Source organism: Sporosarcina sp. Y1011, from assembly GCF_057669885.1.
Genome location: NZ_JBYHFP010000004.1, coordinates 187,885 through 205,509, shown reverse-complemented (window position 1 = coordinate 205,509; position 17,625 = coordinate 187,885). Strand labels below are relative to the sequence as shown.

General features: G+C 36.9%; 18 protein-coding genes and 2 pseudogenes. 17 read left to right on the top strand and 3 right to left on the bottom strand.

All coding sequences use genetic code 11. From position 1 onward, the window contains the following. The first annotated feature begins 25 nt into the window (after positions 1–25). The 4 genes and pseudogenes from AC25Y5_RS07160 to AC25Y5_RS07145 all read left to right on the top strand — a co-directional run. Positions 26–1,000 (top strand): NAD(P)H-quinone oxidoreductase, encoded by a 975-nt coding sequence (locus AC25Y5_RS07160; RefSeq protein ID WP_488139712.1) that lies wholly within the window; start codon positions 26–28, stop codon positions 998–1,000. 47 nt (positions 1,001–1,047) lie between these two features. Then, positions 1,048–2,079, top strand: coding sequence for an NADP-dependent oxidoreductase (locus AC25Y5_RS07155; protein ID WP_488139711.1), 1,032 nt, complete (start codon positions 1,048–1,050; stop codon positions 2,077–2,079). After that, positions 2,079–3,509, top strand: coding sequence for an aldehyde dehydrogenase family protein (locus tag AC25Y5_RS07150; RefSeq protein ID WP_488139710.1), 1,431 nt, complete (start codon positions 2,079–2,081; stop codon positions 3,507–3,509). The genes AC25Y5_RS07155 and AC25Y5_RS07150 overlap by 1 nt, the downstream gene beginning before the upstream one ends. A 1,407-nt stretch (positions 3,510–4,916) precedes the next feature. Continuing rightward, a pseudogene (locus AC25Y5_RS07145) lies at positions 4,917–5,124 on the top strand (alcohol dehydrogenase catalytic domain-containing protein); the annotation flags it as partial. Here AC25Y5_RS07145 and AC25Y5_RS07140 read toward each other — a convergent pair. Beyond that, positions 5,124–5,624, bottom strand: a pseudogene (locus AC25Y5_RS07140) (zinc-binding dehydrogenase); the annotation flags it as partial. The pseudogenes AC25Y5_RS07145 and AC25Y5_RS07140 sit on opposite strands and share 1 nt — an antisense overlap. Positions 5,625–5,908: 284 nt before the next feature. Here AC25Y5_RS07140 and AC25Y5_RS07135 point away from each other — a divergent pair. The 6 genes from AC25Y5_RS07135 to AC25Y5_RS07110 all read left to right on the top strand — a co-directional run bounded on the left by AC25Y5_RS07135 (position 5,909) and on the right by AC25Y5_RS07110 (position 11,474). Further along, positions 5,909–7,273: an MFS transporter gene (locus AC25Y5_RS07135; protein WP_488139709.1), complete on the top strand. Its 1,365-nt coding sequence runs from the start codon at positions 5,909–5,911 to the stop codon at positions 7,271–7,273. 242 nt (positions 7,274–7,515) lie between these two features. Further along, entirely contained in the window at positions 7,516–8,100 is a 585-nt protein-coding gene (locus tag AC25Y5_RS07130) for a recombinase family protein (RefSeq protein ID WP_488139708.1), read from the top strand. A 300-nt stretch (positions 8,101–8,400) separates the two neighbouring features. Beyond that, on the top strand, positions 8,401–8,982 hold the full coding sequence (locus AC25Y5_RS07125; RefSeq protein ID WP_488139707.1) for a TetR/AcrR family transcriptional regulator: 582 nt from the start codon (positions 8,401–8,403) through the stop codon (positions 8,980–8,982). Between the two features lie 87 nt (positions 8,983–9,069). Beyond that, complete coding sequence (locus tag AC25Y5_RS07120) at positions 9,070–9,918, top strand: alpha/beta fold hydrolase (protein WP_488139706.1); 849 nt, start codon at positions 9,070–9,072, stop codon at positions 9,916–9,918. Positions 9,919–10,030: 112 nt separating this feature from the next. Beyond that, on the top strand, positions 10,031–10,486 hold the full coding sequence (locus AC25Y5_RS07115; protein WP_419961749.1) for a PaaI family thioesterase: 456 nt from the start codon (positions 10,031–10,033) through the stop codon (positions 10,484–10,486). Between the two features lies 1 nt (position 10,487). Next, complete coding sequence (locus AC25Y5_RS07110; protein ID WP_488139831.1) at positions 10,488–11,474, top strand: acrylyl-CoA reductase family protein; 987 nt, start codon at positions 10,488–10,490, stop codon at positions 11,472–11,474. Between the two features lie 174 nt (positions 11,475–11,648). Here the strand turns inward: AC25Y5_RS07110 and AC25Y5_RS07105 are convergent, their stop codons facing one another. Together AC25Y5_RS07105 and AC25Y5_RS07100 are read right to left on the bottom strand one after the other, a co-directional pair. Beyond that, entirely contained in the window at positions 11,649–12,413 is a 765-nt protein-coding gene (locus tag AC25Y5_RS07105; RefSeq protein WP_488139705.1) for an ATP-dependent DNA ligase, read from the bottom strand. Then, complete coding sequence (locus AC25Y5_RS07100) at positions 12,410–12,988, bottom strand: Ku protein (protein WP_488139704.1); 579 nt, start codon at positions 12,986–12,988, stop codon at positions 12,410–12,412. The genes AC25Y5_RS07105 and AC25Y5_RS07100 overlap by 4 nt, the downstream gene beginning before the upstream one ends. A gap of 138 nt (positions 12,989–13,126) precedes the next feature. Between AC25Y5_RS07100 and AC25Y5_RS07095 the strand changes: the two genes are divergently transcribed. The 7 genes from AC25Y5_RS07095 (at position 13,127) to AC25Y5_RS07065 (ending at position 17,604) form a co-directional block, all read left to right on the top strand. Beyond that, a complete protein-coding gene (locus AC25Y5_RS07095) occupies positions 13,127–13,402 on the top strand; it encodes a hypothetical protein (protein ID WP_488139703.1) in 276 nt (91 codons plus the stop codon). Between the two features lie 164 nt (positions 13,403–13,566). Further along, positions 13,567–14,709, top strand: a complete 1,143-nt coding sequence (locus tag AC25Y5_RS07090) for a hypothetical protein (protein WP_488139702.1) — start codon at positions 13,567–13,569, stop codon at positions 14,707–14,709. A 303-nt stretch (positions 14,710–15,012) separates the two neighbouring features. Next, positions 15,013–15,234: a transcriptional regulator gene (locus tag AC25Y5_RS07085; RefSeq protein WP_488139701.1), complete on the top strand. Its 222-nt coding sequence runs from the start codon at positions 15,013–15,015 to the stop codon at positions 15,232–15,234. 3 nt (positions 15,235–15,237) lie between these two features. Further along, entirely contained in the window at positions 15,238–15,612 is a 375-nt protein-coding gene (locus AC25Y5_RS07080; RefSeq protein ID WP_488139700.1) for a YhjD family protein, read from the top strand. Between the two features lie 5 nt (positions 15,613–15,617). After that, the gene (locus AC25Y5_RS07075) at positions 15,618–15,881 is read left to right on the top strand and encodes a YolD-like family protein (RefSeq protein WP_488139699.1); all 264 of its coding nucleotides are present in this window, start codon (positions 15,618–15,620) and stop codon (positions 15,879–15,881) included. Position 15,882: 1 nt separating this feature from the next. Further along, positions 15,883–16,221, top strand: coding sequence for a YolD-like family protein (locus AC25Y5_RS07070; protein ID WP_488139698.1), 339 nt, complete (start codon positions 15,883–15,885; stop codon positions 16,219–16,221). Positions 16,222–16,710: 489 nt separating this feature from the next. Beyond that, positions 16,711–17,604 (top strand): DUF6744 family protein, encoded by an 894-nt coding sequence (locus tag AC25Y5_RS07065; protein ID WP_488139697.1) that lies wholly within the window; start codon positions 16,711–16,713, stop codon positions 17,602–17,604. Positions 17,605–17,625: the final 21 nt, after the last annotated feature.

The window sequence follows — 17,625 nt, the reverse complement described above, 5'->3', positions numbered from 1 at the left end:
AATTATCACGCTGGGAGTGATAGAGATGAAAAGTATTATTGCTGATTCGCAATCGAAAGAATTAATAATGGTAGATAAAGAAACACGCAATATCCATGCAGATGAGATACGTGTTTCTATAAAAGCAACTGCATTAAATCGTGCGGATTTGTTACAGAGAGCGGGACTCTATCCGCCGCCACCTGGTGAAACAGATGTATTGGGTCTTGAAATGTCAGGTATAGTCAAAGAAATTGGGGGAAATGTACAGAATTTTGCTCCAGGAGATCGTGTCTTTTCTTTACTATCTGGTGGAGGATATGCAGAAGAAGTTATTATTCATCAGCGAATGGCAATGAAGATTCCTGAACATTTCACTTTTGAAGAAGCAGCTTCTATTCCAGAAGCTTATTTAACCGCTTATATGAATTTGAAATGGTTAGTGAATCTTCAACTTAATGAAACGATATTAATTCATGCAGGTGCAAGTGGCGTCGGAACAGCGGCAATACAAATTGCCAAGAAGCTTGGCGCAACAGTTATAGTCACAGCAGGATCCTCCGAAAAGTGTACAAAATGCCGAGAATTAGGAGCAGACTATACGATTAATTACAAGGATGAAGACTTCTCACTAAGTATTCAAGAGATTTGTCCAAACGGAGTAAATGCCATACTCGATTTCGTTGGCGCGTCATACTGGAAAAAGAACCTCCAAGTTATTGGTTATGGTGGTCGCTGGGTGTTGCTTGGTCTTCTAGGACAAAGTGTGATTCAAGAAGTAGATTTGACACTATTACTACAAAAAAATGTTCATTTTATTGGTTCAACATTACGTTCAAAATCTCCTGAGAAAAAACAAAATCTGACAACAGAATTTTATTCATTTGCTCAAGATCTTTTTATCTCAGGAGAATTCAAAACAATTGTTGATCAAGTTTATTCGTGGAAGGAAGTAAATGTCGCTTATAAATACATGGAGGAAAATAGAAATATAGGGAAAATTGTTCTTCGTATCGATTGAAAAAAGGGGATTTATCATCCTGAAATAGACGAAAGGAGATAAATCAATTGAAGAATCGCGTCATTAAACTAAATTCAAGACCCGAAGGTATGGTTTCATCCGAGAACTTCTCACTCCATGTTGAAGAAACAAAAGAATTAAACGAAGGAGAAGTATTAGTTAAAACACTCTATCTTTCGGTAGACCCTTATATGCGTGGCAGAATGAATAACCAGAAGTCATATATTACTCCCTTTGAATTACAGGTTCCTTTAACAGGGAGATTAGTTGGAGAAGTAATTGATTCAAAAAGTTCTGCTTTTCCCAAAGGTGATTTTATTACAGGAATGCTAAATTGGTCAGATTATAATGTGGTTCCTACCGATCAGTTGACTAAATTGGTGGAGCTAGATAGTTCTCACTTAACGTCAGCTCTTTATTTAACTGGAATGCCAGGATTAACTGCTTATATTGGATTAATAAATATAGGTGTCATTAAAGAAAATGAAACACTTGTAATTAGCGGTGCGGCTGGCGCAGTAGGGATGGCAGTTGGACAAATTGGAAAACAATTAGGGTGTCGAGTTGTCGGTATTACAAGCTCTGAAAAGAAAGCTAAGGTATTAATAGAGCAACTTCATTTTGACGAAGTTATCGTTTATTCCGATTCGAAAGACTTGGCTATTCAACTTTCTCAAATTTGTTCAAATGGTGTCGATGTCTATTTTGATAATGTCGGTGGTTGGATTAGTGATGAAGTAATACCAAGAATGAATTTTCATTCTCGAATTGTTCTTTGTGGACAGATTTCTCAATATAACAGTTCTGAAAAAGAAGTGGGTCCACGATTATTTCCTTATCTCCTTACGCATAGCATAAAAGTGCAAGGGTTTATCGTTGGTGATTATGCCCATCTTTTTTCTCAAGTGAGAAGTCAATTGTCAAAATGGCTTAACGAGGGGAAAATCACGCAATATGAAACTATTATAGAAGGGCTCGAACAAGCACCAACAGCATTCATTGGTCTTTTTAAAGGTCAAAATTTAGGGAAGATGATTGTGAAAGTTAGTGAGCCTTCAAGAAAGGGAGAGGTAGAATAGTGAAGAATTTACAGAAAAAATATTATACTTCAGGCGAATGGAAAAATGCCAGTAAAGATAAAGAGTTGCGCTCTCCATTTTCAGATGAAGTAATTGCAATAATTCCTCAGTTAACTGTTGGTGAAGTCCAGAAAGTAATTGATAAAGCCTATGAAGCTCGTGAAACAATGCGGAAATTAACTGCAGCAGAACGCTCACAAATACTAGAAGAGCTTACATCTTTATTAATTAATAATCGAGAAAAAGCAGCCAGTATAATCTCATTGGAATCGGCTAAACCACTAAAACTTGCATTGCAAGAAATAGATCGCACCATCGAAACGTATAAGTTTGCAGCTGAAGAAACCAAACGCCTGACAGGTGAAATGATTCCCATGGATGCAGCGAAAAACGGGAAAGGGAGATTCGGATATACGATACAAGAACCAATTGGGGTTATCGGGGCTATTACTCCTTACAACTTCCCTCAAAATCTTGTAGCACACAAAGTAGGACCTGCCATCGCGTCTGGAAATCCTATTGTGTTAAAACCGGCATCCCAAACGCCATTATCGGCCTTATTCTTAGCAGAATTAATCGATCAAACCTCTTTACCTAAAGGTGGATTTCATGTAATCACCGGTAGTGGTGCTGTAATAGGGGATGTGTTAGTAGAAAGTGATAAAATTGCTATGATCACCTTTACAGGAAGTCCTTCTGTAGGTATCGGGATTCAAAAGAAAGCAGGTTTAAAACGTACAGCACTTGAACTTGGATCAAATTCTGGATTACTGGTTGATTCAGATGTTAATCTTGATACTGTTGCCAAAAGATGTGTGAATGGAGCATTTTCTAATCAAGGACAAGTATGTATTTCATTACAACGTACGTATGTCATGAGTGATGTCTATGAGAAATTCCTTGAAAAGTTTGTGGAAGAAAGTAAGAAACTTAAAGTTGGTTCTCCATTAGATTTAGAGACAGATATTACAGTGATGATTACGCAAGACGAGCAAGCGCGTGCAGAAGAATGGGTAAAAGAAGCTGTAGACCTAGGTGCTGTGGTTGAACTAGGAGGCACAATCGAAAATAACGTATTCATGCCTACAATTCTATCTAATGTTAAAGCCGAAGCAAGAATATGCTGTGAAGAGGCTTTTGCGCCAATAGTCCTCGTAAATCGTATAGAATCAATTGAAGAAGGTATTCAACACATTAACAATTCAAATTATGGTCTTCAAGCTGGAATTTTTACGAATGATATTCAAACAGCTTTCCAAACGGCTGAAAAGTTGGAAGTTGGAGGAGTAATAATTAATGACATACCGACCTATCGTGTAGATCAAATGCCATATGGTGGTGTTAAGGAAAGTGGTAATAGTAAAGAAGGTATTAAATATGCCATTCAGGATATGACAGAGATGAAATTGGTCGTTTGGAATAATAGCTAAGCTGGGATCAAAGGAAAAAAACGGAATAAATGGGCTGTCCCAAAAATCATCAAGAATGACTTTGAGGGCAGTCCTTTTTTCATTTCTAAAAATGTGTACAAAAAAAGCGTCACTTCTTGTAAAATGTAAGTTACCACGCCAACATTTAGAAGGGGACCATTCATAATCATTTATAGATAGACAACTTCCCGCTATTTCTGAATGTAATACTAAAAATTGAATAACGTTAGATCGTTTAGACCATTCAATAAAGATGAAGTAATGTGATTCGTTTGCATCTCACTATGACAATGCCTTTATTAGAATAGGCCGTCTTTTAAGTCTTTTGCCAATCACAAGTCAGGCATTTAGAGTGTTTTCTAATTGTGACAAACGCTAATACTTCCATGGGAACCTGTTACAGAATTGATGAAATTTCCGGGATAAACGGGTTCCGCGAAGGTAAGGCACGTGCATTCATGAAGTGGCTAATCAAGAGGGATAATCATACGAGGATGTTATATACAAACCCTACGAAAAAAGAAATGCTGGAGAAAATGAATCTATAATTGAAGAGTTTTTATGCGACAAATAGTGCAAAATAGGTGGGTCTGCCCGGGACAGTTGGAGGCGATTGCCTTTATTATTGGACTAATATTCCAGATGGTAGATCAAAACTAGTTTGATAATCTTGAATTCATGTTAGATGAACTTCAACTTTATAAGGCATTAATATTAAGAAGTGTGTGATTTCTTTTCCTAAACGTCATACTTTCAAAGCGCTTACGTTATTTATGGAAAGTTCAAGGCGATCCGACGCAATAAATTCGGCTATATCAACCGTTAAGCCGTTCCTGTTTCGGTGGTTGATGAATTGGTGAGCGCTACCTTTAATAGCGCGGTGGGATTATCGGGACTGTACGCAGTCGGTAATCGTATTCTATATTCGGTGAGGAATAATTCAATGGGAATATGTGAGTAGAGATACTCCGATTAAACAAGGGCATACGGGAACCCTCGGGCTTCATCCATAACTGAGAGTAATGCTGTCACTTTATATCTAACTACGATTCTATTCGTTATTAGAAGTAAGGTAACGAATCCGCGCCGAATTCCTGGAGCAAGCCTTCCATTCGCAGATTGAAAAGCAGAAAAGTCAAGTGAATTAGTGATATGAAAAAGAATGGGGAGCCGTGGAAAGCTTTGGAATAAGAAATGAAAATGATTTTCAAAATATTGGGGGTTAAATACTTAGGCTTACGCTTTTTTCTTATTTCTAATAAGATTCTCTAAAGTAATATCATATTTGTTTTCAATCTTTTTTAAACTTTTTTCATAATGATCGAAGGAGATTTTATCCTGACCAATCAAATAATCCGAATGTTGTATTTTTTTAGTATACTCTTCTTCTTCAATGGCTATAGAGCGCAATACGACATGCCTTTAACGTTAGGTAACGATTTTAGTGGAACCATTATCGAAGTTGGTAAAGGGGTAACCAAATTCAATGTGGATGATGAAGTTTACGGTCGTCCTCGTTCAGAAAAGATGGGTGCATTTACAGAATATCTAACTGTTCATGAAGCAGATGTTGCTTTAAAACAACCTTAGTTTTGAAGAAGCAGCTTCTATCCCTTTTAAAAGTTCTGATAAAATTTCTAACTGTTGCCCACTATGTTTCATAAAAAGAAAGGTGTATTTTATATCATACTTTTTTTCCAATCCAGTTATTTTTGAACTGACTAATGAGAGAATTATTTTCTTAATTAGACCAAGTCCCATTTCTTTTGCGAAACGATCATTTGGAGTTCCAGCGATAGAAACAATTATACCCCCTTTTTTTACTGTCAAAAATGACTTCTCTAATGTTTCACCTCCAACACTATCAATTACTGCGTCATAATCTTTTATGACGTCTTCAAAATTCACAGATTTATAATTAATGATTTTATCTGCTCCAAGTGATTTGGTTAATTCAATTCCTTCGCTAGAAGTTGTTGCAACATACGCTCCCATTTCTTTTGCTAGTTGTATAGCAAAAGTTCCTCCGCCGCCTGAGCCAGCATGAATGAGAACTTTTTGACCGTTTTTCACACTCAATATATCATGAAGAACTTGGTATGAAGTTAGTCCAACTTAGCCGATGATTTGAAACCAACGACGTTAAATGAGGAAATGGTCAATGAAGTCTCATTAAAAGAACTGCCAGAACTATTAGGTGCTATTTTGCAAGGAAAAGTACGTGGAAGAACGCTTGTTAAACTATAAAAGGATACAATTCACAAAAAAAACTTATGAACTGACCAAGTAATAAAAGCTCCATATAAAATAATATTTAGTCTGCCAATGATAGAAGCGAGAAACATCCCAAAAGCGATTTTGTTTTTTTACAACTAATTTTAAAAAAAGGCTGGGATTAAATGACTTCAATTTCGATTTCTTCTTCCAAAGATGATAGCAAGGTGCCCTTTCAAGAGAAAAAGATCATTTTAATTATGAGTTTTACCATCTTGCTGGTGGTAATGAACACAACAATGTTTAATGTTGCATTGCCCTCTATAATTAAAGACTTTTCCTTAAATTCATCAACAGCGTCGTGGCTCGTTTCCGGTTATTCAATCATGTTTGCCATTGCATCATTGGCTTTTAGCAGATTGTCGGACTTTATCCCCATCTCTAGGCTTTTATTTTTTGCAATTAGCATTTTAGGAATTGCATCCATTATCGGCTTTTTTTCCAATCATTATGTACTCTTATTAGGAGTTCGAATTGTTCAGGCTGCCGGTGGTGGTGGAGTTATGGGATTGGGAATGATCATGGCTGGGCGCTATATACCTCTTTCAAGGCGTGGAAGAGCGATGGCAATTATTTCTTCTACTGCTTCTTTGGCATTTGGGTTAGGGCCTGTAATAGGGGGAGTCATTACTCAATACTTGGGATGGAATTATCTTTTCGTCGTCAGCGGCATTTCGGTCCTCTCCATTCCATTCTTCCAAAAGCTGTTGCCGAAAGAAGTTCTTCAAAAAGGACACTTCGATCTGTTTGGTGCAATTCTAACGGGACTTGGTGTTACAGGTTTATTACTTTTTCTATCCACATTTTCATATGTTATTTTAATAGGGACAGTTGTTCTATTTGTGGTGTTATGGAGATATCTTAATAAGATGGAAGAGCCGTTTATTCCGCCAATACTCCTTAGAAATAAGCAGTATACAAAACTATTGTTTATAGCTTGTGCAGCTTTTTTTATAAATTTTGCAAATCTTTTTTTAATGCCTATTATGCTTACAACTGCATTCAGACAAGGACCAATAGAGGTAGGATTGATCATTTTTCCAGGAGCTATTATTGCAGTGATTGCTGGACAATTTATAGGGAAATTAATTGACCGCTTTGGCAATATGCCAATAATTATTTCGGGGCAATTGTTTTTATTAGGCGCGACCATCCTATTCGCATTGTTATCTACCATCAGCCCTTATTTTGTACTTGCGGCATATATGTTCGCGAGTGTTGGTTTTACATCACTTTCAACGAGTATCTCTAACGAGGTAACGAGGATCCTGCCAATGACCCAAATCGGTTCTGGTATAGGAGTCGCCCAATTAATTCAATTTTTCGGTGGAGGGCTTGGAGTCACAATGTCTGGATTATTATTAGCACTTCAAGAAAGTTTATCTTCAGAAATTATTTATAGAAATATTTATATTTGCTTTTCCTTTGTTATAATTATAGCTGTTTTAATATATGGTTTATATTATCGAAGAGCTATGAATCTGTCTTAACTTAATTCCTTTATCTTCCGTGAAAGTTTAATATAGCATCTTGATGTAATACGAAGGAGTGATTCCATATAATATACTTGCAGACATCAAAAGAAGCCTAGAGCTTCTTTTTTTGTTTTTATAAATCTGTAGTTCGCTGCCTTTAATGACAACAGAGTATACCTTGTTGTCATTATGTTAAAACGTGGTAGAATAACAATATAAAAGTGACAACAGAGTTGTGCATTGAAGGGGCTGATTTTATGGCGAAAGTAGGTTATGCGAGAGTAAGTAGTAAAGAACAAAATTTGGACCGACAGATTGAAGCGTTAGAGGACGTTTCCAAATTATTTACTGACAAAATAAGTGGAGAGTCTACCGATCGCCCTCAATTAAAAACCATGCTGAACTATATCAGAGAAGGCGATATTGTCGTGGTTACAGAACTTGATCGACTAGGAAGAAACAACGAAGATTTAACGGACCTAATGAATATCATTCAGCAGAAGGGAGCGACACTAGAAGTCCTTAACCTTCCTTCTTTGAAAGGTATCGAGGACGTTAATTTAAGGCGACTAATCAATAATCTAATGATTGAAATATACAAATATCAAGCCGAGAGTGATAGACAGCGCATCAAAGAAAGACAAGCCCAAGGCATTACTATCGCTAAAAAGAAAGGGAAGTTTAAAGGGGGGAAGCTGAAATATAAAGAAAACGATCCTAAGCTGCTGCACGCTTTTAAGTTATATCTTGATGGAGAAACTGAAAAAGATATTGAGCGAATCACAGGTATTAACCGCAGGACGTTTAGAAGATACAGAGACAAATATGATATAAACAGGTAAAAGATGAGCTTTTTTTGTAAAAAAGGTTGTTCTGCTTAATTGTCGAAGGTGTTCTTTACCACGATCAAAAGGAGAACGGTTTTCTTCTTCAACTAACGGGGCAGGTTAACTGAAAAAGTAATCAGACACTTTGTGGTTAAGATGATTAAATTTCTTTTTACGTTAACGGTGCTGTTCTGTAGAATAAAAAGTAAATTAATTGATTCTTTACTAATCATTTTAATTGGTGTACTCTAATTATAGAATGATCGTTCTAAAATGTTTTTAAAGGAAATTGCCCATTAAGGAGAAGGAAGTAAAATGTCTAGAAATAAGGAATTTGATGAGAAAGTCGTCCTTAGAAAAGCGATGGAACTCTTCTGGAAGCAAGGATATGAAAAAACATCAATGCAAGATTTGGTTGATTATATGGGTATTCATCGTAGAAGTATATATGATACATTTGGGGATAAACGCTCACTGTTCTTAGCTTCTTTAAATTACTATGAAACGTTTGTTATCGAAACATATACTGGAATTATCAGTAACTCTACAACAGTAAAGAAAGCTGTTCGGGATGTTTTTAATTATGTTATACAATCAGCTGAATTAGACGTCTATCCAACAGGCTGCCTATCAGTAAATGCTGCTGTAGAGCTATCCTTACTAGACCAAGATATTAAACATATAGTGACAAAAATGTTTAAAGATACAGAGGTTATGTTCGAGCAAATGCTTGAAGAAGGTCTAAAAAAAGGCGAGTTGAATGAAGAGCTAAATCCTCAAATTACTGCCCAATTTCTGCATAATAACCTTGTTGGTTTAAGGGTCATGGTTAAAACAAACTATTCAAAAGAGAAACTTGAAAGTATCCTTGATTTAATGTTGAAAGTGTTAGATTAGCGCTTTCTTTTTTCTTTATTAATTCTAGAACGGTCGTTCTTAAAATGTTAATGTGATAAAACAAAATTAAAAATAAGGAGAATTCATATGTCAAACTTCACAATACCGACAGAATCAACATTTATAGAGGCGAATGGTACACGTTTTGCTTACAGAAAATTTGGGGCTGAAACAGGTACACCTGTTGTTTTCTTAGTGCATTTTAGAGGGACAATGGAAAATTGGGACCCGAATATGGTTGCTCCAATCGCGAAAGAACGACCAGTCATTCTTTTTGATAATAAAGGTGTGGGGGAAACAAATGGGCAAACACCAGAAACTATTAGTGAAATGGCTCAGGATGCCGCAACGTTCATTAAAGCACTGGATTTAAATAAAGTTGATCTTTTAGGATTTTCAATCGGTGGAATGGTTGCACAAGAATTAGCATTACAAGAAGGAGACCTTATTCGTCGAATTATAATTGCTGGTTCTTCTCCAGAAGCAGGGGTAAACCCAGAACCAGTGATTTTTGAAAGAATGGAACGTCGTGGAGGAAATGTAGACAATGCCATAGACGCTTTCATGTTCTTCTTCTACAAATCATCTGAAACAAGTAAATCTGCTGGGATGGATTCTCTGCAACGAATTATGAGCCAGAAACAATTTGAAAGTTCAGAACAAGTTCAAGCTGCTCAACTTAATGCTGTTGCAAAATGGGCACAACCCAAGCCTGATCAAGATTATGACTGGTTGAAAAATATCCCTCACCCAGCACTTGTGACGAATGGCATCGAAGATGTGATGGTACCAACAAAAAATAGTTTTATCTTATCTGAGAAGTTACCAAATGCCCAATTAATTATTTATCCCGATTCTGGTCACGGACACTTATTCCAATTCCCAGAGTTATTTGCTGAGAATGTGAATTCATTTTTAGATGCCACATCACTATAAGTCACGGCAGTAGGAATGAAGGAAATTCCTACACCGAGCTAATGGATATCCCCAGCTGCATCGTTGAAAATAAACTTAAAAGTTAATATTTATTATTTAGGAGGTGTGGTTAATGAATCACTTAGAAAACTTAAAGAACATGATGGCGGGTGAAATACCTGGCCCCCCAGTTGCACAAGTACTTGGTTTCAAGGTTGTAGAAGTTAAAGAAGGTAGAGTTGTTATAGAAATGGAAGCTTCTGAAAGATTGCATAATCCGATGGGCACCCTACATGGTGGGATACTTTGTGATATAGCTGATGCTGCGATGGGATATACCTTTGCAAGTACGCTTGCTGATGACGAAGTTTTTACGACAGTGGAAATTAAATTAAATTTCCTTAAACCTATATTTAATTCGAAACTTCGAGCTGAAGGGGAAATTATTAAAAAAGGCACCACAGTGGGATTGCTGGAATGTCATATATATGATGAAAAAGAAAGTCTTGTTGCTCACTCAACTAGTACTTGTATGATTTTAAAAGGAAATTCTGAACAAAAAAGAGAAAAGAAAGGATATGGTGAATAAAATGAATAGTTTTCAAGCAATGGTGTTAGATAAAATGAATGATGATACGAAATTAGAAATCAAACAATTAAGTATAGATGATCTTCCAGAAGGGGAAGTAACTATACGAGTAGCATATTCCAGTGTGAACTTTAAAGACGGTGCAGTAGCCATCCTAAACAAGTTCGTAACCTCCTACCCTATAGTACCAGGAATCGATTTAGCTGGAACGGTTATTGATTCAAAAGATGAACGCTTTACAACAGGTGATGAAGTCATAGTGACTAGCTACGAATTAGGAACAGGACATTTTGGTGGATTTAGTGAAATCGCACGCGTACCAGCAGAGTGGGTTGTTCCTCTTCCAAAAGGTTTATCTTTAAAGGAATCCATGATTCTTGGAACAGCTGGATTTACAGCAGCGTTAGCAGTGCAAAGACTTGAAGATAATGGATTAGAACCTAGTCATGGACCTGTATTGGTAGCAGGTGCTACTGGAGGAGTGGGCAGTATTGCTGTAAATATCTTAGCTAAAAAAGGCTATGATGTTGTAGCTAGTACGGGCAAATTAAATCAAGAACAATATTTGAAAGGATTAGGAGCAAAACAAATCATTCATCGTGATGAAATTGTAGATAACGACCAAGCGCCAATGCGTGAAGAAAAATGGTCTGGAGCTGTCGACCCAGTAGGCGGTAAAACGCTTCAATACATTCTAAGTTCATTGAAGTATGGCGGATCTGTAGCTACATGTGGTTTTACAGGTGGGATGGAGGTTTCCACAACCGTTTTTCCTCCTATCTCAAGAGGTGTTAATTGGCTTGGCATCGACTCGGTTCAATATCCAATGAAAAAGCGTTTAGAAATTTGGAATCGTTTAGCCGATGATTTGAAACCAACGACGTTAAATGAGGAAATGGTCAATGAAGTCTCATTAAAAGAACTGCCAGAACTATTAGGTGCTATTTTGCAAGGAAAAGTACGTGGAAGAACGCTTGTTAAACTATAAAAGGATACAATTCACAAAAAAACTTATGAACTGACCAAGTAATAAAAGATACATATATGGAGGCGTTGAAAGGTGCGTTAGTTGAACAAAAGGAGATCGTTTATTGACGGTCTTTTTCCTTGCTGCAATAGAACATCAAAAAGGCGACGTATCCTAAATGGACAGTCGCATTTTTCATTTAATCTCAACAATTTGCGGCAACCTTAATTTACCTCCGCTCGTCCAACCTCGTGATTTAACTTTAGTTTTGAATGGAGGAATCCCTAATAGAAGCTTTTCTCTGATATCCTTCGTAAATCCAATCGCAACGCTCCCTAAATAAACGCCTTCTATGCTTTGTAACTGTACTGTAAGCGGTCCAAGTGTAACCTTCGAAACAATCACATCATGATAACTCCAGTTAATGATTTTTCTCCAATTATCTGAACGCGTGCCAGGAATGTAAGGTGTCCCCAATCGCTTTGCAACCATACCTTCCATACTGTTTTCTTTCATCAGGTCAAAAAGTGCTTTCCCTTCGGTGTAAACGTAGGAAATTAAATTGATGTAAGGCGAATCAATACCAGCTAAACACTCGTTTAATAAATCTTTTCTTTCTTCGAGTGAGTATTGAATGACTGATTTGTTTTTGTATGAAAGAATGTCAAATGCCATTAACGAGATAGGTTGCTCTTTATTCCCACTGAATCGAGACATAGATCCTGCGAAGTCATCCGGGGCATTGGTGCCGGGCGCTATTAACTCACCGTCTATTAAAGCCTCTTGACCACCGAAAATTAGTTCAGGGAAGCGACTGGTGGTTATTGTTCCATGACGAGTATATGAATGATCATTACCTACTAGCAGACGAATACCATCAAACTTAGGCTCGTATAACCAACCATCCTCTGAACTAACGTCCTCTTGATAGCCAAGGAGCATGGGTTTAACTAACTTCATGCCCGCTTCTTTTGTTCCTTGATTGATGCAATGCTTTTCTCCATAGCATCCATTAGATTAATAACATTCGATGGCTGTTCTGCATTCTTAGGTATTTTACTCTCGATTAGTTTTTCAAGGCGTTCACGATACTCGTCGTGATATTTGGTAGGTTCAAATTCTGCTGTTAATTGTTCGATCAATGACAGGGCAATTTCCTTTTCTTTCGCTGTTAATTTGACGTTAGTAATCTGTGGAAGGTCAATTGTGGAACGTACCTCGTCCGGGAAATGTAACGTCTCTAAAACTAGATGGTCATTGAGAACACGTACTGCTGCAAGCCTTTCTTTAGAACGTATGGTGATTTTCGCTATTCCAATCTTCTTCGACTTTGCGATTGCTTCTCGTAGTAATGCATATGCTTTCGAATCCACGTCCTCATTACATATAGGACATACCTTTTCCTGTTTAATCGGCTTCTTGCATTTATCATGAATCTGTCTTAACTTAATTCCTTTGTCTTCCGTGGCAGCGTGTAATTTAACCGGAATTGTTACAAGACCGAACGATATTGCACCTTTCCACACTGTATGCACTTAAATCACCTCATGGTTATTATCACCATTGCGATAAATTCTAATACATAGTGGATGGACCGCTTTTTTTATTTGCCTGAAAATTAAAGGGTTTCCAATTGAATTGTCGAATAATCAGATAACTAGGAGGATGATGAATTGAAATCTAAACTTGAAGAGTTATTTGACGATGAATCTTTTGCTACTGATGCCATAGGTCACGACAACGGCTTTACGATTAATGACTATGGCGATGTGTTAGATTATGTGATTTTGGAGTACGAGGATCGTTATGACGTATATCTCAATTTATGTGACGAAGGTGAAGCACCATTCCGGGATATACTGGTAAAAGGCTCATCAAAAAGTAAAGAATTTGCTAGAAGAATAGCGACAAGAGAACTAAACAAAGAATACGAGAATCTTGTTCATTAAAAGGCCAATTGGACTTTTTATTTGTATGCAATACGAACGCGTAAAATGCGACCCGTCCACAGATTAGATTGTGGGTAGGTCGCTTTTTTATGTCGAAATGTTTTGTTTGGTGTGTATTTTGAAATAGATTGGTATACTATTAGAAAAAAGGGGGAATATCGTTAGTGAATTCGACATATGATTTTCTAAAAGAAGGAAAAATATTAGAGATTCCGGCGGAAACAAAATACTGGTTGGTTAGAGCTGATGGCGGGAAATACTATAATGATTTTATGTTAAATAACTTCATAGCTGTATCTGACAATGAAGTGACCTTGGAATCTATTTCAGATTTCCCTCAATTGAATAGTGACATCGGGCACACAATTGAAGGTTACAAAAGTTTATATAATGATACTTATGAAAAATGGAATAACCAGCAAATCGCGCACTCAGCGTCTAGAACAATGAAGTTTCTTGATGATATCAAAGAAAATGATATCATCCTTGTGCCATCACACAGATCTCTAAACTTCATTGTCGGTATAGTTACCGGAAAGCCATATCAGATTACAGAAGAAGAAATTGGTATCCCTGAACATTATGCTAAATGTCCATATCTAAAAAGAAGAGAAGTGCATTGGGTTAAAGAAGTTCCCAGAAGGGATATTTCAGAAAAAATGTACTGGATTCTATCTACCCATCAATCAATACTCTCTTTAGAGGAACACGACGAATATATCGATAAACTATTGGCTCCGATTTATATCAAAAATGGTCATTGCTATGGTGCTTTGAAAGTTGACAAAAAGCAAGGTGTTACATCAACTGAATGGTTAAAGTTATATAGCGTCATTGAAGAAATAAAAGAAGATTCCACAGAGATAATTGTGAAATCAAATGTCCAAAGTCCAGGTTATATCGAAATATTATCTGAAATTGCAAATTTACCTAAGGTGGTCTCCATTACTGTACTTCTTTCAGGCGCAATTTTAGGGAAATTCAAGCTTGGTGGTGTTGAAATTCAAGGAGTAGTTCCATACTTTTTCGGAAGCGGGAAATTAGAAAGAGAAAGAATGAAAATCGAAAACGAAAATATGCAATTAGACAACGATCTCAAAAAAATTGATGTAGAGAATAAAAAAAGAGAAATTGAATTAGTGATAGAACTGCCAACTAAAGAAGTAACAGAAATAGAAAAAGCAGAGACGATGGCTCATGAGTTATCTCAAGAACTAAAAATCTCTGCATTTATTGCCGGGAAAACCCTTGGACACAAAAAGAGAATGGATAGCGGGAATTCTCTGGATGTGGGCGAACCCGAATAATTAAAAAGGTTAGTATAGTAAGTGTAACATAAATAGGTGCTGGAATTCCAATGTCGAGAACAGACTGTAATAAAATATAGAATAAATAAAATAGTGATATGATCAGAGAATAGCCGTATAAGACTTGGAACATTCTAATCATAATATCACTCCTTTATCCATCTTATTATATATTCTCACATAAGATGTGTGTTTATCAATACAAAAGTTAAAAAATAAAAAGTATCTCTCACGAGTGCTTTTTTTATTTGGTTGCAATACGAACGTGCATTCCGTATACTGATTGAAAAGGAGGGAACAAGTGTGCGTAATCAGTTAACGAAGTCAGAGGTCCATGGTGAACTTCTGGATATGATGTACATCGCGAAAGGTGGCTCAATCAGCAAACGAAGAATCAAAGTCCTACAGGTCGGCGAGGTGTCATTCCGTGCATACTGTTTCTTACGTAAATCCAAGCGTACTTTTACAATTGACAACGTGCTGGCACTTGTTCCCGTCATAACGAAAGAAAGTCTGGTGATTTAAGTCGTGGCGTTAATCCCGGGAGAAGCAATACCACATTTCGAGAATATGATTTATTTACCGATGATTATAAGCATTTTAGAGAGAGACCGGCAAGTGATTGAAATAAGCTCATTCAAATTAAAAGGACCTTATATCAATATCGTTGAAAGTGCGCTAAAGGCCGTACGGGCCGAATTAAAAGAAACAAATATGTATGCACGAAGAAAAAATATGAAGGTAATTAAGAAGGGGAAAGATGGCTCATTCACCGAGTATGTATTTGTCCACGGCGGATACGAAGATCTTCGTCGTTATTTAAATGTCAGGCTGCGCAATCGAACTGAAGAATTAATAAGTGTGTACTTTGCCAAAGTAAATATCCCAATTCTGAAAGGATGATAAAAATGACACCAATTCCGAAACCACCAAAATCAAAGGTTGTGGCAGGCCCGAAACTAACAGAAACCGACTTTCTTGAAATTAGCGAGAGAATCGGTGAATCAAAGGAATTCGGCGTAGAGGTTGAAGTTACTATATATGCTCAAAAGAGGTATGAATCAGTTACAGGAATCGTTAAAGAAGTTGATGGCCAACAAGGTAAATTATCGCTGCAAGTGGGCCACGAAACCATAAAAATCAACATGAATAATATTGCGAGCGTGAATTGAAATGTTAGAAAACATTCGTGATCGCGGCACAAAGAAATGGACTGCTATGATGCTACCAGAGCATATAGTTGCATTGAGAAATTGGTTGGATAAGGACCATTACGAAGAGCGACCAGAACTCAATGATTGGGATTTACAATCTATCCAGGAAGAAATCGAAGTAGCGTATAAACGCAAATGCCAAACGCTCGTAAAGACTTGGAAGGATGGAAAAGTCAATGCAATGGGCGGTGTAATAGAAGGAATTGATTCGCGGAATGAGTGTATTATATTTGACGACCCATTTGGGACGTACAAAATTCTGGTTTCGGATATCATCGGGGTGCAATGTGAGGAATAAAATTAAAATGATCAATCCTGTTCAGTGGTTGGTCTTTTATTCACATTAGGCAATAATGATTTTCCACAAGTTTGCGATGGGCAAACGGTTTTGTTAGTCTATATGTATATTCTTTAAATTATTAAGTCACTGCTTCCACTAGTGAAAGTCGTTACACTTTTTGCATTTACGAAAAGAGACTCGGCATAAATGTTCAGCCTTTATATTCCTAATTTATAGGAAAAGTTAGGCAGACGTGTTACACGTCAATAAATTACATTGCATATCAAAAGTGATACTTACGCATATAGCGTGAACTATATTAAAACCGATTTTCCTATTCAGGAGATGTCGGTTTTTTGCATTCAAAAAGTTATTGAAGGGAGATGGAAGAGGATCTATTGAAATATGAAAATAGGGTTATTTTAAAACGTATTTACTTAGCAATCGCTAGGTATAAATGCGTTTTTTTATTTATTTAAAATACAAAAATAGAAAGGGTTGTTAGGTATGTCGATTAATCTTGATAATATGACGGCTGTCCAAAACAAGCAACAAGACGGTATTCTAGGGCATTTAATGTGGTTCTCGGTTGGTAAGCAATTAATCAAAATGGATGATTTGGAGCGAGCACTTATTCAGTCGGGATTGCCTGTTGAATGGATGCCGAACGCGATTCGTCCAGCCGATGCATTTCGAAGAAGTACTAAAGAGATAGAGGCTAGAAAATCTACTGGGCACGCTGGAGTATTCGAGAACTATCTTATTCGCGAAGTGTTCTCGGACAAGAGCCACGTGCAGCGGAACATTGTAGTGGAGACGGTAGATCAGGCTGGTAAACGTCTTGATTACAGCAGTAGAGCGGGAGTAATCACGCTAGATAAGCACAATAGTTCTCTAACATTTATAACGGAGAACGAAATTGCAAAAGAGCTGTGCTATGAAGCGGAACGAAATTTTAATATTTATATTAACCATTATTCTGCCCAGCAAATAAGAGTAATGGTTAATAAAATCTTACAGTCTTTAGCACCCACACCAGTACGTCAAAACGGGGGAATTTACTTTGTCCCAGATTCACATACGAAAGGGTTGAATCAGCTTGTAAGCTTCACGTCCTCTCTTGAGAACAGTGAGGGGTTCAAGATACCCGTTGTTAATACATTCGATAACCGACAAATGGTGAACACGAAGCTAAATGACCATTTAGAATCTATTTTAAATGATTGTAAATCGAGTTCAATGTTAAAAAAGGGGCAAGTGAAAGAGATTATCGAAAATGCTAAGTCTGTAATTGCGAACTATCAAAATTACAAAGGCATTATCGCTAGTGAAGCAGGAACGCTAGAAAATAAAATTATGACAATTCGTGCTGCAGTTTCAAAAATGGTTGCGGATCTCTAAAAATAGTGGAATGGAGAGATT